Source organism: Synechocystis sp. PCC 6714, assembly GCF_000478825.2.
Classification (GTDB): domain Bacteria; phylum Cyanobacteriota; class Cyanobacteriia; order Cyanobacteriales; family Microcystaceae; genus Synechocystis.
This window is the reverse complement of the sequence record NZ_CP007542.1, coordinates 1,717,114-1,732,300: the sequence shown is the minus strand read 5'-3', so window position 1 is coordinate 1,732,300 and position 15,187 is coordinate 1,717,114. Positions and strand designations below refer to the sequence as shown.

The 15,187-nt window shown below is 49.1% G+C and carries 17 protein-coding genes; 10 read left to right on the top strand and 7 right to left on the bottom strand.

From position 1 onward, the window contains the following. The first annotated feature begins 39 nt into the window (after nt 1-39). The 3 genes from D082_RS07820 to D082_RS07810 all read left to right on the top strand — a co-directional run bounded on the left by D082_RS07820 (nt 40) and on the right by D082_RS07810 (nt 3,387). Nucleotides 40-1,821, top strand: coding sequence for an ABC transporter ATP-binding protein (locus tag D082_RS07820; protein WP_028948200.1), 1,782 nt, complete (start codon nt 40-42; stop codon nt 1,819-1,821). A gap of 130 nt (nt 1,822-1,951) precedes the next feature. Then, nucleotides 1,952-3,109 (top strand): DegT/DnrJ/EryC1/StrS aminotransferase family protein, encoded by a 1,158-nt coding sequence (locus tag D082_RS07815; RefSeq protein ID WP_028948201.1) that lies wholly within the window; start codon nt 1,952-1,954, stop codon nt 3,107-3,109. Between the two features lie 26 nt (nt 3,110-3,135). After that, nucleotides 3,136-3,387, top strand: a complete 252-nt coding sequence (locus D082_RS07810; RefSeq protein WP_028948202.1) for a hypothetical protein — start codon at nt 3,136-3,138, stop codon at nt 3,385-3,387. A gap of 31 nt (nt 3,388-3,418) precedes the next feature. On the opposite strand, the gene D082_RS07805 is transcribed toward D082_RS07810, so the two are convergent. After that, nucleotides 3,419-4,105 carry a response regulator transcription factor gene (locus tag D082_RS07805; RefSeq protein ID WP_028948203.1) on the bottom strand — a complete coding sequence of 229 codons (687 nt, stop codon included), beginning with the start codon at nt 4,103-4,105 and terminating at the stop codon, nt 3,419-3,421. A gap of 259 nt (nt 4,106-4,364) precedes the next feature. Between D082_RS07805 and D082_RS07800 the strand changes: the two genes are divergently transcribed. From D082_RS07800 to D082_RS07785, 4 genes are all read left to right on the top strand, one after another. Continuing rightward, nucleotides 4,365-5,306 (top strand): heme A synthase, encoded by a 942-nt coding sequence (locus tag D082_RS07800; RefSeq protein WP_028948204.1) that lies wholly within the window; start codon nt 4,365-4,367, stop codon nt 5,304-5,306. A gap of 140 nt (nt 5,307-5,446) precedes the next feature. Beyond that, the gene (locus D082_RS07795; protein WP_028948205.1) at nt 5,447-6,397 is read left to right on the top strand and encodes a heme o synthase; all 951 of its coding nucleotides are present in this window, start codon (nt 5,447-5,449) and stop codon (nt 6,395-6,397) included. An 88-nt stretch (nt 6,398-6,485) separates the two neighbouring features. Then, complete coding sequence (locus tag D082_RS07790; RefSeq protein ID WP_028948206.1) at nt 6,486-6,716, top strand: HypC/HybG/HupF family hydrogenase formation chaperone; 231 nt, start codon at nt 6,486-6,488, stop codon at nt 6,714-6,716. 56 nt (nt 6,717-6,772) lie between these two features. Further along, entirely contained in the window at nt 6,773-7,402 is a 630-nt protein-coding gene (locus tag D082_RS07785) for a Vat family streptogramin A O-acetyltransferase (protein WP_028948207.1), read from the top strand. Nucleotides 7,403-7,411: 9 nt separating this feature from the next. Here D082_RS07785 and D082_RS07780 read toward each other — a convergent pair whose 3' ends face one another. The 3 genes from D082_RS07780 to D082_RS07770 all read right to left on the bottom strand — a co-directional run bounded on the left by D082_RS07780 (nt 7,412) and on the right by D082_RS07770 (nt 9,138). Next, nucleotides 7,412-8,014, bottom strand: coding sequence for a GUN4 domain-containing protein (locus D082_RS07780; RefSeq protein WP_028948208.1), 603 nt, complete (start codon nt 8,012-8,014; stop codon nt 7,412-7,414). Nucleotides 8,015-8,080: 66 nt separating this feature from the next. After that, a complete protein-coding gene (locus D082_RS07775) occupies nt 8,081-8,401 on the bottom strand; it encodes a hypothetical protein (protein WP_028948209.1) in 321 nt (106 codons plus the stop codon). Between the two features lie 224 nt (nt 8,402-8,625). Further along, the gene (locus D082_RS07770) at nt 8,626-9,138 is read right to left on the bottom strand and encodes a tetratricopeptide repeat protein (protein ID WP_028948210.1); all 513 of its coding nucleotides are present in this window, start codon (nt 9,136-9,138) and stop codon (nt 8,626-8,628) included. A gap of 143 nt (nt 9,139-9,281) precedes the next feature. Here D082_RS07770 and D082_RS07765 point away from each other — a divergent pair, with 143 nt between their 5' ends. Then, the gene (locus D082_RS07765) at nt 9,282-10,892 is read left to right on the top strand and encodes a B12-binding domain-containing radical SAM protein (RefSeq protein WP_028948211.1); all 1,611 of its coding nucleotides are present in this window, start codon (nt 9,282-9,284) and stop codon (nt 10,890-10,892) included. 112 nt (nt 10,893-11,004) lie between these two features. Here the strand turns inward: D082_RS07765 and D082_RS07760 are convergent, their stop codons facing one another. After that, nucleotides 11,005-11,874, bottom strand: coding sequence for a hypothetical protein (locus D082_RS07760; protein ID WP_028948212.1), 870 nt, complete (start codon nt 11,872-11,874; stop codon nt 11,005-11,007). Between the two features lie 190 nt (nt 11,875-12,064). On the opposite strand from D082_RS07760, the gene rplI reads away from it, so the two are divergent. Further along, nucleotides 12,065-12,523, top strand: a complete 459-nt coding sequence (gene rplI, locus D082_RS07755) for a 50S ribosomal protein L9 (RefSeq protein ID WP_028948213.1) — start codon at nt 12,065-12,067, stop codon at nt 12,521-12,523. A gap of 206 nt (nt 12,524-12,729) precedes the next feature. Continuing rightward, nucleotides 12,730-13,152 (top strand): cytochrome c, encoded by a 423-nt coding sequence (locus D082_RS07750; protein WP_238546888.1) that lies wholly within the window; start codon nt 12,730-12,732, stop codon nt 13,150-13,152. Nucleotides 13,153-13,251: 99 nt separating this feature from the next. Here D082_RS07750 and D082_RS07745 read toward each other — a convergent pair whose 3' ends face one another. Further along, nucleotides 13,252-14,424 carry an RNA-guided endonuclease TnpB family protein gene (locus D082_RS07745; RefSeq protein WP_038530496.1) on the bottom strand — a complete coding sequence of 391 codons (1,173 nt, stop codon included), beginning with the start codon at nt 14,422-14,424 and terminating at the stop codon, nt 13,252-13,254. Between the two features lie 138 nt (nt 14,425-14,562). Then, complete coding sequence (locus D082_RS07740; protein WP_028948391.1) at nt 14,563-15,171, bottom strand: nucleoside recognition domain-containing protein; 609 nt, start codon at nt 15,169-15,171, stop codon at nt 14,563-14,565. Between the last annotated feature and the right edge of the window lie 16 nt (nt 15,172-15,187).

Below are 15,187 nucleotides of genomic sequence, written 5' to 3'. Positions count from 1 at the left end.
CCGGCTTAAAATTAACGTTTTCCCGTCCTTGCTAATCCTGTGACCAAACCCATTGCTCCCCTCGTCAGCCTTTTAAATTATAGTCGGGTCCACCGTGGCAAAATTTACTGGGCGGTAACCTGCTCCCTACTGAATAAAATTTTTGACCTAGCTCCCCCGGCCCTGATTGGTTTGGCGGTGGATGTGGTGATCAAACAGCAGGATTCTTTCCTCGCCCGTTGGGGCATTGTGGCGGTGGAAAGCCAACTGCTGGCGCTGACGGTGGTTTCGGCGGTTATTTGGGCCCTGGAGTCAATTTTTGAGTATGCCTATGAGCGGCTTTGGCGTAACCTAGCCCAGGACATTCAACACGACCTGCGTTTGGATGCCTATGCCCATTTGCAACAGCTAGACCTGGCCTATTTTGAGGAAAGGAGTACGGGGCGGCTAATGGCCATTCTCAACGATGACATCAACCAGTTGGAGCGGTTTTTGGATGTGGGGGCCAACGAAATTTTGCAGGTGCTGACCACTGTAGTGGTGATTGGAGGGGCATTTTTTGTCATTACCCCGGACATTGCCTGGATGGCGGTGGTACCCATGCCCTTTGTGCTGTTGGGTTCCATTTACTTTCAGTCTCTGCTCACTTCCCGTTACGCCCTGGTGCGGGAAAAGGTTAGTAATTTGAACAGCCGTTTGTCCAATAACCTCAGTGGCATTATGACTATTAAAAGTTTTGCTACGGAAACGGAGGAGGTGGAACGACTGCGGCAAGATAGCGATGCCTACCGGGACAGTAATCAACGGGCGATCGCCTTGAGTGCGGCCTTTGTGCCTTTGATTCGGGTGATTATTTTTGTCGGCTTTTCCACCATCCTCTACTTCGGCGGTTTGGATGCGGTGCGGGGCAATTTGGCGGTGGGTAGTTACAGTATGCTGGTCTTTTTGACCCAACGATTACTCTGGCCCCTAACGGGTTTGGGAAAAACTTTGGATCTATATCAAAGGGCCATGGCTTCCACCCAGCGGGTGATGAAATTGTTGGCCACCCCCATCCAGGCCCATCCGGGGGAATTAAGTCTTCATCCGAGTCAAGTACAGGGAGAATTGATTTTCCAGAATATTAGCTTTGCCTATCCCCATCGTCCGGCGGTGTTGAAGGATGTTTCGTTGAAAGTTCCGGCGGGGCAGACCATTGGCATTGTGGGGGCAACGGGTTCGGGGAAAAGCACTCTGGTCAAACTATTACTGCGACTCTACGAATGGGACAGCGGCGACATTTTGCTTGACGGGGTAGATCTAAGAAAATATTTCCTGGGGGATTTACGGCGCAGTATCGGTTTGGTCAGTCAGGACGTGTTTTTATTCCACGGCACAGTGCGCGAAAATATTGCCTACGGCAGTGCTGATGCCACTTTGACCCAAATTGAACGGGCGGCCAATTTAGCAGAGGCGGAGGAATTCATTCGCCAATTGCCCCAGGGTTACGACACCATAATCGGTGAACGGGGGCAAAAACTTTCCGGTGGTCAACGGCAACGGTTGGCGATCGCCAGGGCCATTTTAAAAAACTCTCCCATCCTCATTTTGGATGAGGCCACTTCCGCGGTGGACAATGAAACGGAGGCGGCCATCGTTCGCTCTCTGGAAAAAATCACTAAAAATCGTACTACCATTACCATTGCCCATCGTCTTTCCACTGTGCGCTATGCGGATCAAATTTATGTGCTGGAGAACGGCATGGTCGAAGAAATGGGCAACCACGACAGCCTGCTGGCAAGACAAGGTATTTACGCCAAACTCTGGCGGGTGCAAACGGGTCTGAGGAGTGGGGTGAGTTGAGCCCCATTCCATTCGCCAGGGGTGTTGGGAATCTGTTCAATTTGGGGGCGGCCATGCCCTAGAATTTGATGGACATGTTTCCTGCCCCAAGTTGTCGTTTTCCCCCTAATTTAACCAATTGACCAGCTCGATGAACATTCCCATCCTTGATCTCAAGCCCCAGTACCAGATGATCAAAGCCGAAATTCAACAGGCAGTAAATGGTGTCTTGGAATCGGGACAATTCATTTTGGGTAAAACCGTCGAAAATTTTGAGCAGGCCGCCGCCGATTATTTAGGGGTGAAATATGCCATTGGGGTCAATTCCGGCACCGACGCTTTGATGATTGGCCTGAGGGCTTTGGGTATTGGCCCAGGGGATGAGGTAATTACTACACCCTTTTCCTTTTTTGCCACGGCGGAATCCATTAGCAACGTGGGGGCCAAGCCAGTTTTTGTCGATGTGGCGATCGCCGATTTCAACCTCGACCCGGACAAAATTAAGGCGGTCATTACCCCCCGCACCAAAGCCATTATGCCCGTGCATTTGTTTGGTCAACCGGCGGCCATGGCCCACATTAAAACCATTGCCGATGACCATGGGCTAAAAATTATTGAAGATTGTGCCCAGTCCTTTGGGGCTATCTATGCCGGCGATTGTCTGGGTTGTGAAAAAGAATGCTATGACCAAGTTAAACAATCTTTAGTGGGTCAATATACCGGAGCGATGGGGGATGTGGGAGCTTTTTCCTTTTTTCCCACCAAAAATCTGGGAGCCTATGGCGATGGCGGTTTAATCACCACTAATAATCCGCAGATCGCCGACCTGGCCCGTTGTTTGAGGGTGCATGGTTCCAGACAGCGCTATCAAAATGAAATGTTGGGCTACAATTCCCGCCTTGACGCACTACAGGCCGCCATTTTAAATGTCAAACTTGCCCATTTAAAAGAGTGGAGCGAGGGTCGTCGCCGGGTTGCCCAAACCTATAACGAGCTTTTCCAAGGCGTTGACGGCATCATTACCCCCACCATCACCGCAGGCCATGTTTTTCACCAATACACCCTGCGGATTTTAGAGGGCAAAAGGGACTCCTTGGCCAAAGCCATGCAGGCCATTGGCATCAGCACCATGATTTATTACCCTGTGCCCCAGGATCAATTGCCCGTGTACCGGGGTCAATATGCCCCCAATCCCATCAGCGATCGCCTGGCGGAGGAAGTGTTGAGCTTGCCCATCTGGCCGGAAATGGAGACCGCAACAGTGCAGGCAGTGGCGGAAAAAATTATCCAGGTTTTGCCTAGTCTCTGATGCCATTTTCAATTCAATAACCATCTATTGCCATGGAAGCCGGACAACAATTCCTCACCCCCGCCGAGTCCCACGCCGTTGATGGGGCCATGCTCAGTCAGTCGGAAAAGTTTCTCACCCGCCTAACCATTTCTTCCTTCCGACTTTTACAAACCATTGCCGCAGAGGAGCAACAGGCGATCGCCAACCTCACACCGGAAATGATCATTGCCTGGTTTGAAAAGGATGCCAAAAGAAAAAGGGAACAGGGACCAGAAAAAGCCGTGTTGGATTGGTAAAGCCCAGAGGTTAATCTACAAGCTTAATGCCCTAAATTAAATAGCCTTCCCGTAGCCCGGCGATCGCCGCTGAAGTTCTGTCCCTAGCATTGAGTTTCCGCATAATGGTCTGGACATATTCCCGCACCGTAGAGGTGGCTAAATGTAATTCTTGGCCGATTTCGCCGTTGGTTTTGCCCTCTGCCACTAACCGTAAAACCGCCACTTCCCGTTGGGTTAACTCATCCTTGAGGGATTTTTTATAGTTGGCGATCGCCTTTAAGCGACTATCAATGTAGGTCTTGCCCTGAAGCAAAGATTCCACTGCCAAATTAATTTCCCCATTGCCCAAGCTAGACTCAAGAAAAATAGCATCCGCCCCCAACTGTTGGGCCTCTTCCACAATTACCGGATGGTCATTGAGCAATAGCAACAAACACTGCGGCGATCGGGCGTGGGCTTTTAACTGTTTGAGTAAATCCAGGCCCGAACCATCCTCTAACCGTTGGCAAATAATCACCACCACCGGCTCCAGTTGCTGATCAAAGTAAGCTAGGGCTTCCGTTTGCAGAGTAAAAATTTTTACTTTCTTTTTGTTTTTCCTCTGGGCAGAAATCCGAGCCACCGATACGGCGAATAAACGGGGATACAAGCAGGCAATAACGTTAAAATGATTGACCAAAAGCTGAAATAGGTCATACCTAGCGTTAAAAACGAGGGAATCAGGATCAAACTCCATGGATCTTTGGGCAATGGATTGGCATTCAACACCAAAAAATCTACCCTACCAAGTATATTGATATTCTTCCAGCAGGGGCAGATCGTGGACTAATGACGCCCCCTAGGTGAAAACTCGAAGAAAATAAATCTGAAGTAAATCTAAAGAATCCCAATGCTGTAGCCAAATTTTCTTTCCCGTGGGGGGAGTGTTGGTTAGAATCTGACGGTGACTGGGGTTTTTTTCCTGCCCCCATTGCTGAGGTTGCTAATCAAACATTATGGCTGAGTCTATTTTCCCCAATGCCATTCCTTCCCAGAATCAACCCTATCCTTCGGTCCAGATCCAGGTTTGGATTCGCCGCTTGGTCTGGAAAATTGCCATTGCCACGGTGCTGTTAATGGCGGTGGGTAGTGCCACCAGGGTAATGAATGCCGGGCTAGCTTGTCCTGATTGGCCCCTCTGCTATGGCCAGTGGATTCCCAGTCAACAGATGAATTTACAAGTGTTTTTGGAATGGTTCCACCGTCTTGATGCGGCCCTAATTGGTTTTAGCACGCTGGTTTTGGTGGGTTTGAGCTGGTGGTTCCGTCGAGTTCTGCCGAGTTGGTTGCCCTGGGCGGCCCTTGGCTCTTTGGCGCTAATCCTAGTGCAAGGACTACTAGGGGGGTTAACGGTGATTGAGTTGCTCCGCTTTGATATCGTCACAGCCCATTTAGGCACTGCCATGGCATTTTTAGGTTCTTTACTGATCATTGCCCTGTGTCTAATGCCCTACCAGAGTAATCAAACGGCGGGCAAGTTAAGAACGGTGGCCCTGGCTAGCACCACCATCATTTATCTGCAATGTTTGCTGGGGGGGTTAGTGGGTTCCCAGTGGGCGGCCCATCAATGTTTGGCGATCGCCGGCACCCAATTTTGCCAAGTCTTGCACAGTCATCTGTTGGGGGTTTTACCCACGGCGTTGGGGGTGGGACTGACTTTTTGGTGTACCCGCCGAACCCCAGCTCTGAATCCCTTTTTGCGCCAGTTGGGTAATGGAGCCATGGCCTTGTTGGGGGGACAAATTTTGCTGGGGGTTGCTACCCTGAAACTTCATTTACAAATTGAGCCCCTAACTGTGGCCCACCATACAATGGGAATCTGTCTTTGGGCTACCCTGTTGGCGATCGCCGTTTTGGCAGTGCGGGATCATCGACCCACGGCCCCAATGGTAGTTTGAGCCAAAAATCTGCCCTGGGAGGGAATTTTCTGGCTTTAGGGCCAATTTAATTGCCATTTTTTGTTTAGTTTGGGAAGACTCGCTTAAAATTCAAGAAAATTTTGCGCCTTCTCTCTGCTTATCCTTTCTCTTGATTCTCTATGGTTACTTCGACAAAAATTCATCGCCAACACGATTCCATGGGGGCGGTGTGCAAAAGTTATTACCAGTTAACCAAACCGAGAATTATTCCCCTGCTGCTCATTACCACCGCTGCTTCCATGTGGATTGCTTCGGAAGGGCGGGTGGATCTGTTGAAATTATTCGTTACCCTACTGGGAGGCACCCTAGCCGCCGCTTCGGCCCAAACCCTGAACTGCATCTACGATCAAGATATTGACTATGAAATGCTCCGCACCAGGGCCCGACCCATTCCCGCTGGCAAAGTGCAACCCCGCCACGCACTAATTTTTGCCCTAGTCCTCGGTGTTCTCTCCTTCACCCTTTTTGCCACCTTTGTTAATGTGCTCAGTGGCTGTCTGGCCCTGTCCGGCATTGTGTTCTACATGCTGATCTACACCCATTGGCTGAAAAGACATACAACCCAAAATATCGTTATTGGTGGAGCTGCCGGTTCTATTCCTCCCTTGGTGGGTTGGGCCGCAGTGACAGGGGATTTAACCTGGACTCCCTGGGTTCTGTTTGCGTTGATTTTTTTGTGGACTCCGCCCCACTTTTGGGCCCTGGCTTTGATGATTAAGGATGATTATGCCCAGGTGAATGTGCCCATGTTACCCGTCATTGCAGGGGAAGAAAAAACCGTTACCCAAATTTGGTATTACTCGTTGCTGGTGGTGCCCTTCAGTTTATTGCTGGTCTATCCCCTGCATCAATTAGGCCTTCTTTATCTGGCGATCGCCATTATTTTGGGGGGACAATTTTTAGCAAAAGCTTGGCAACTGAAGCAGGCCCCAGGCGATCGGGATTTGGCCAGAGGATTGTTTAAATTTTCCATCTTTTATTTGATGTTGCTCTGTTTGGGGATGGTAATTGATAGTTTGCCGGTCACCCATCAGTTGATTACCCAAGTGGAAACTGTGCTGTTGGGTTAGGGGATAAACTAGATCAATCTTGGGCTGACTTAGCATATTTTCTTAATAATATCTTTATCCGCTTTTTCTTCCTCACCCTTCCCCTGCCATGTGTTTAGCTTTGCCCGGCCAAGTTATCAGCCTAATTCCCAATGACGATCCCCTTTTATTGGCGGGAAAAGTTAGTTTTGGGGGCATTGTAAAAACCATTAGCCTTGCCTACGTGCCCGAAGTGCGGGTGGGAGATTATGTCATTGTCCATGTGGGCTTTGCCATTGGCATTGTGGATGAAGGGGCGGCCCAGGAAACCTTAGCTGATTTGGCCCAAATGGGAGTTTAATTTCCTAGGCAATGGAAAAATAGTCAATATTGCAGAGCTCTTGGGAGTCAAAAATAATGTACGGGCCAGACCCACAAAATAAACATCCCATGGAGGGATTTCCCCAGATTTGTTTTATTAAAAATACGGTTTCTAACCCCAATATCATCATTGGTGACTACACCTATTACGATGACCCAGAGGATTCAGAAAACTTTGAGCGCAACGTTTTGTATCATTTTCCTTTCATTGGCGATCGCCTGATCATTGGTAAGTTTTGCGCCTTTGCCCGGGGCGTAAAGTTCATTATGAATGGAGCGAACCATGCCATGGATGGGATTTCCACCTATCCCTTCTCCATTTTCGGCAATGGCTGGCAAAGGATGGCATCAGAAGAAGAACCTTCCCACAAGGGGGATACCGTTATTGGCAATGATGTGTGGATTGGCTACGAAGCGATAATTATGCCGGGGGTACAGGTGGGAGATGGAGCCATTATTGCTGCCAAGGCCGTTGTCACTAACCATGTGGCCCCCTACACCATTGTCGGGGGAAATCCTGCCCGTCTTATCCGTCAACGTTTTGAAGACGAAGTAGTCCAAGCTTTGTTAACCATTGCTTGGTGGCATTGGGACATTGGCAAGATTAGCCGCAACCTCGAAAAAATTGCCGCCGCTGACATCGAGGCGTTAAAAAACTGTAGCTAGGTCCCCGGCCTAGCCGTTACATTCAAACAAACGGATAAAGAAAAAAGTCACCATTTTTAAGCCATAGGGAGACTTCCACCAAATGGCTGGGAAACTGCCCACCGGAGCATTGAGGGAAAAATCCCATTGGTCATACTCATCAAAACGAACTTTTCCTTCTGTCATCCAACCCACTTCCTGGGCAAAGGCCCCCATAACTTTACGGTCCTGGGTACGCAGGGTATCGGTGGTGCCGCCCACTTTTTGATAGGCTTCCAATTGCCGGCTAAAGCCAAAACGATCTCCGCTGTAGGTGCGCCAGAGGCGATCGATCACCGTCAAAACCGTACAGGGTAAAGCAGACAAAGTTTCCGGAGTAAGATTATCCCGATTGCGATTGAGGGTTTCCAAAATAATGCGGGTGGTTTCGTGATCCGCCGTCTTAAAATCCCCCGCAGTTAAGCATTCCTGCAACTTGCCATAGCGCTCAATGTCTGGGATCAGGGTAAGTTTTCCCTCCAAGTTTTCCACCCGTTGACTCAGGCTTTGAACTTGGCTAGCCAAGACTTGGCATTGTTGGGCCAGCTCAGCGTAATGGTTTTCATTGGAGTCCGGGGTAATGGAATCAACCATAAATATTGCTTAATCGCTCCAATTGGTTTTTGTGGGCAGACAATGGGTAAGGCCTAATTAATTCTCTCAAATTTCTTCCATTTCCAAACGTCCTGCTGTGACAGCATCAAACGCGAATGCTAAGACCACCGGCATGGGATTTTTGAGCAGAAAAGCCGAACCAATGGCTAAAGCAGAAACCGCCACAGCGGCGCTCAACCAGGCTTTTTCTTCTTCGCATAGACCCTTTTCTAGCTTAATGGCTCGGAGAATTTTACCGGGAATGGGCTCGGGCATCACGGCCCCAGGGGGAAAAGCCCAATAGTAGTTGAGCCGCTCCATGAACAAGTCTGTCCAACCGTTGGCTTCACACCATTCTTCAATCCAAGCGTCGCAAAAATGTCTCATTGTTGAGTAATTATACTTACCTTGTACTCGCCATAAAAGCCATTGTGGGGCCAGAAACCTAGCTTTCTCGTGATCTTAGCAAGGGGATTTGGAAGGGAAAGAAAATGCCATAAAACTTAACTTTGTTTAATTCAAGTTCATGGTTCGTCGGCAATAATAACAACACAAAAATATGGTTACTTAATCAAATATGTTCAATCCCTCTGGGTTGAGTCTAATTTGGCTTAGGGATTACCCCGCCATGTTTGTAATTGTTCTTGGGTCTGTTGCTGGCTAACCATATTTTCCTGGGCAGAAAAGAGGGTAAGGGCCGTTTCCAAATCAGCAATGGCCTGTTCTTGATCGCCTAACTGCCAATAAATTTTGCCCCTGGCTTTGTAAGCATCGGCAAATTGGGGATTCAAAACAATGGCCTGGCTATGGTCGGCGATCGCCCCTTGGTAGTCTGCTATTCTGGCCCTGGCAATGCCCCGGTTGAAATACGCGTCCGCATAGCTGGGATCCAGCAGAATTAATTCCGTAAAAATGGTGATCGCCCCCCGGTAATTCTTTTTTATGCCCTCATCCATGCCATCAATCAACCGTTCTTCCAAGGGATGGTCGTTCATCAGGGGAAGGGAACGGTCACTGTCAATCGTATCCTGGGCTACCAAGGGCAGGGAAAAAACCAAGGATAGTGCCCCCAAAATAGCCAGGGGGAGGAGGGAACCGCCGGGGGAACAACCATGGTTAACCATAGGATTTATCTATGTCGATGGCCTAGCTTTCGGGTACTTCCTGGCGAGGGTGTGCTAGCTTTAGCTAAAGTTAACCCCATACCTAATCAATTTCTAGATTTTTTTTAACATAAATCTTCCCTTAGCGAGAAGCCATAGAAGCCATGCGCGCCCTATTAATCTATCCGTTATTCCCCCCTACTTTCTGGTCCTACGAGAAAATTCTGGAACTGGTGGGCCGCAAAGTTCTCCTGCCGCCCCTGGGGTTAATCACGGTGGCAGGCATTCTACCCCAGCAATGGGAGTTTAAGCTGGTGGACCGCAATGTCCGCAATGTGACTGAAGCGGAGTGGGATTGGGCCGAAGTAGTAATCATTTCCGGCATGATTGTCCAACGGGATGACATGGTGGAGAACATTAAGCAGGCTAAGGCCCACGGTAAATTAGTGGCGGTGGGGGGTCCCTTTGCCACATCGGTGCCCGACGAAGTGCAAAATGCCGGGGCAGACTTTTTAATTTTGGATGAGGGGGAAATTACCTTGCCCCTGTTTGTGGAAGCGTTGGCTAGGGGGGAAACCGGAGGCATTATCCGGGCTGAGGAAAAACCTGATGTTACCACTACCCCCATTCCCCGCTACGACCTGTTGGAATTGGATGCTTATGACTCCATGTCAGTGCAATTTTCCCGGGGTTGTCCTTTCCAGTGTGAATTTTGCGACATCATTGTCCTCTACGGCCGTAAGCCCCGTACCAAGGATCCGGCCCAATTACTGCGGGAGTTGGACTACCTTTATGAGTTGGGGTGGCGGCGATCGGTGTTTATGGTGGATGACAACTTCATCGGCAATAAGCGTAATGTCAAATTGCTGCTCAGGGAACTGAAAATTTGGCAGGAAGAGCACCAATATCCCTTTAGATTCAACACTGAAGCTTCCATAGATTTAGCGGACGATCAGGAATTAATGGACTTGATGGTGGAGTGCTATTTTGATGCGGTCTTTTTGGGCATTGAAACCCCCGATGAAGAGAGCCTAGAATTCACTAAAAAATTCCAAAATACCCGCAATTCTCTGGTTGATTCCGTTGATAAAATCATCAAAGCGGGACTCCGACCCATGGCGGGCTTTATCATCGGCTTTGATGGAGAAAAGCAGGGGGCTGGTGATCGCATTGTTACTTTTGCGGAACGGACGGCCATCCCCACGACTACCTTTGCCATGCTCCAAGCTCTACCCAACACAGCCCTATGGCATCGACTCAAACGGGAAAATCGTCTGCTGGATGAAAGTAAAGGCAATATCAACCAAACCACGTTGATGAATTTTATTCCCACCCGGCCCTTGGAGGACATTGCCAATGAGTATGTGGAAGCTTTTTGGCAGCTATACGATCCCCACGGTTACCTAGACCGCAATTACCGTTGTTTCCTCAAACTGGGGGCGCCTAAATGTAAGACTGCTTTCAAGCTCCCTGATTTAGTCGATTTAAAGGCTTTGGCGATCGTTATTTGGCGGCAGGGCGTTAAACGGGATACCCGATGGCGTTTTTGGCACCACGCCTTTGGCATTCTCCGCCATAATCCCGCTGTGTTTGAGCACTACATTACCCTTTGCGCCCATAATGAACATTTCCTCCAATATCGGGAAATTGTTCGTCAGGAAATTGGGGAACAGTTGCGGGATTATCTCAGCCGTCAACAACGGGAAAAGACAGAGGAAACGGTTCTTACTCCAACGGCGATCGCCCCACAAACGGAAAAAGTTCTGGCAAGTTAGTCCTGATTGTCCCCGGGTTTTATCGAAAAAACAGCTCTAAAAAACCGTTCTTTGGGATGGTTGGAGAGTCGCAGTTTTCATTGACCCTGGGGCAAAGACAAGATTAGTACTACTAATTCGGGTCGGGTTGTTGTTCCAGGTAAGCAAGGAACTCGATTAACTGTTCGTCGGATAACAATTGGCGGGAGCGTTTACCGTAGGTTTGCAGAAGATAATTGCGTCCCTGGTCGCTGGTCCAGCCCAATCGTTTTAGCTCTAGATTACTGCGGGCGATAATTTCCGAAAAATCCATGGGGCCTTCGGGTAGGTCGGTGGCCCCAACGCTGGCCATGGCCGGCTCGGTAAATTTCGGCTCAGCCTCGGTGGTAAAGGACAACGGTAATTCGGCGCTCTCAGACGTTGCTTGGGGCGCAAATTCGATTGCGGGTTCACTTTCCAGAGGGGAAAGATCCGTCGGCGAGTTAAAAGTCTTTTCTTCTAGAGGTGGGCCAGTTTCCTCTAGGGGGATTACTGGATCTGGACTAGGGGGAAAGGAAATGGGAGCAGGGGTTAAAGTTGGCTCAGGGGCGGCGATCGCCTCAGCTTCTGCTGACTTTTCAACAACGGGAGTGGGGACTGGGGTTACCGGTGTCGGAGTAACGGCTTTATGGTTCTGCTTCGGAGATTTGCTCTCTTTTTTCGGGGGGGAAGGTGGGGTTGATGGCTTCGCTTCAATATCCCCAACAATTGCTGTTTGAGTGGACTGGGGGACTGTTGATGACGTATGGGTTAAATCCAGGCTGGCGATCGCCCTTTCTTTTGCTAAATCCTCAGCGGCTTCCAGGGGAGACTGGGCCGCTAATGCGGTGGCCACCACAACTCCGTCTAGGGTAATGCTAGCTTGGACGATGTATAGTCCCCGGTCAATTTCAAGCAGGTCACAACATAAACTGCCCTGGGGGTAATATTGACGAAAAAGAGAAATCAGACTAGACATTGGCATCTGGTTGCGGAGGGCCGTCCCCCATGGTAACAGAGTGACTTTGCCTTTCTGCCCGTTTCTAACTATCAAGGGTTTAATAACTTATCATTGGCGATCGCCGACTTTTCTGGGATTGCCCCTAAAGGTTAAGATGGAGGTTTGTGAATTGCTCCACAAGCTGAACAAACTTCATATTGGAAAAATTACAGTTATGGCAAAGCGAGTCAAGGTCGTTTTAAACGAAACTATCAACAAACTGGGCTTCAGTGGCGATTTAGTAGAAGTGGCCCCCGGTTATGCCCGCAACTATCTCATCCCCAAAGGTTTAGGGGTGGTGGCTACCCCAGGTATTTTGCGCCAGGTGGAACAACGACGACTGAAGGAATTGGAACGGCTCAAAGCAGAAAAAGATGCCGCCGAAGCCCGCAAAGTAGCCCTGGAAACCATTGGTCGCTTTGTGATCAAAAAACAAGTAGGGGAAGCGGAAGCTATTTTTGGTACCGTTACCACCCAGGAAGTAGCCGATGCAGTGGAAGCCGCTACTAACCAAAGCTTAGACCGCCGGGGCATCAGTCTGCCGGACATCCACAAAACTGGTTTTTACCAAGCTCAAATCAAATTGCACCCCGAAGTTATCGCCACAGTGGAAGTGCAAGTTGCCCCCCTATAAACTGGTTTGTCCTGGCCGGTCAACTCAAATTTTCAGTTCAACCGACTGGGGCAAGCCTACACTGACTTTTATTAACCCTCCCCCTCACTCTGGATAAATCCTGGGACCAATGCTGGGGGAGTTTTTCTTGTCTAACCAGAATTAGTCTGGGGTCAGGCAAAGACAGGAGGGCCCAGGATCAATACAATATATTAAGTTTCTGAGTGATGGCCCTAGCCATCTTGACCAATCTTCCCCAACCCATGGCCCCTGTAATTGACAAAAATGTGACCTTTACCAAGGTAAATGCCTCCCCCACCGGGATGTGGATTATGGCTGGCCTTGTATCCCTGATGGTGCTAGTGGTGGCTTTGTTTAGTTTCATAAACTTTGACCCCTACGTGAGTCAGGTGCTGGGCCTTGAAGGAAATGCGGAAAGAGGTCGGGCTATTTTCCAAGCCAATTGTGCAGTCTGCCATGGTGTTCAAGGTGACGGCTACATTGGCCCTAGTCTGCGGGGAGTAGCCCAACGTAAATCCCAGGGACACATTGTCCGACAGGTGGTGAGTGGTCAAACGCCCCCCATGCCCCAGTTCCAGCCGAACCCTCAAGAAATGGCGGATTTGTTAGATTATCTCAAAACCGTCTGAGATTTTTAGCCTGACTGAGCGGGAAACCCCACGTATTAATCTGTGATTTGGCGCTGGGTTGACATCCTCCCTTCCGTGAACGAAAGGAATTCCCAGACCTCACGGTCTAGGTTTCTGCTTCATAGCACCTGCCCTCACAGACTTACTCTGCTCAGGTCTTGCGGTCGCTCCACAGACTGACACCGCTAGCCCAGCGGCCAAAATGTTTTTACTAGCATTGGTATCCCGGTCGTGGTGAGTTCCACATTCAGGACATTGCCAATGTCTTACATTGAGTGGCATTTTCTCAACAATATGCCCACAGGAACTACAGCGTTTGGAGGAAGGAAACCAGCGGTCAATCTTGACCAAATTCCTACCATACCAACGACACTTGTAATCCAATTGACGCACAAACTCCCCCCAGCCACTATCACTAATGGAGAGGGCTAACTTTGGGTTTTTGACCATATTCTTGACCGCTAAAGTCTCAACGGCGATGGTTTGGTTTTCACGCACCAGTTGAGTGGTCAATTTATGGAGAAAGTCTTGACGGGAGTCATTAATCTTAAGATAAATCTTGGCAACTTTACGTCGTGCCTTTTCCCTATTCTTAGACCCCTTTTCTTTCCGGGCAAGGCGTTTTTGAGCCAACCGTAAACGACGGTGATGCTTCTTAAATTGTTTTGGATTGGTAACCTTGTCACCATTACTGGTAGCAATCAAGCTTGTTACTCCCAAATCAATCCCTACAGCTTTGTTTGTGACCGGTAAGGGTTTGATGGTTGGGTCATCAAAACGAACAGAGATGTGCCAACGTCCTGATGGGTGTAATCGCACCGTCACTGAAGATGGTTTACATCCTTTGGGTAGTTGTCTTGACCAATGAATGTCCAATGGTTCAAGGCACTTGGCAAGATAGATTTGCCCATCCCGGTACTTGAACGCCGACTTGGTAAATTCCGCACTACCTCCTTGGTGTTTCTTTTTGAAGTTGGGATATTTTGCCCGGCCATCAAAGAAGTTAGTGAAAGCCTTTTGAAGATGCCGTAACCCCTGTTGCAGGGGAACACAACTCACCTCATTTAAGAAATCGAGTTCTTCCTCTTTCTTCCATGCTGTCAACATCGAAGAAGTTTGAACATACCCAATTCTCTCTTGGCGGTTGTACCACCCTTGGGTCCGCTCATGGAGAGCCTTGTTGTATACCAACCGCACACAGCCCAACGTGCGGCGCAAGAGATTTTCCTGTTCCGGTGTTGGATAAAATCTGTAGCGGTAAGCTTTTTCCATGCACCACATTCTAGCTTATGTAATGTGATAATGCCTACCATGCTAAAATCCCAACACAAAGCCGCCTTGAAAGGCGGGGTTTCAGACCCATTCTTTTGATGAAAGCCAGCCAAAAGAATTAACTCCTGCCTCGATTTTCTATGTATGACCTTCTTGATCTGAAAGGGGGGGGAGGGCAAATATTTTCAAGCGAGCCAAAAGTTTAGCGGCAACAATGGCTGTTGCAGTGGAACAAGTAGTGGCCAAAATTGTTGAGAAAAAAATGTCATTGGCTGCTGTCCCCATTAAACCCACCACCGTAGCGGGCAAAATTAACTGCACACTGGAAGTATTAATGGCCAAAAACATACACATGGCATCGGTGGCTGTGCCTTTATTAGGGTTAATTTCCTCCAATTCCTGCATCGCTTTTAGACCCAAGGGCGTGGCCGCATTACCTAGACCCAGAATATTGGCGGACATATTTAACACAATGGAGCCGATCGCCGGGTGCTCCGGGGGCACATCGGGAAAAAGCTTGATGGTAATGGGCTTAACCAATTTTGCGATCAGTTCCACCAAACCGGCAGCTTCAGCGATTTTCATCATGCCTAACCACAGGGCCATAATGCCAATCAAGCCAATGGACAGTTCCACCGCCGTTCCTGCACTTTCAATGGCCGCCTCCGTCACCGCCTCAATTTTGCCCGTTACTGTCCCGGCTACCACCGACAGCAGAATAATTGCAAACCAAATGTAGTTGAGCATAACCCCGGGGGTAAAC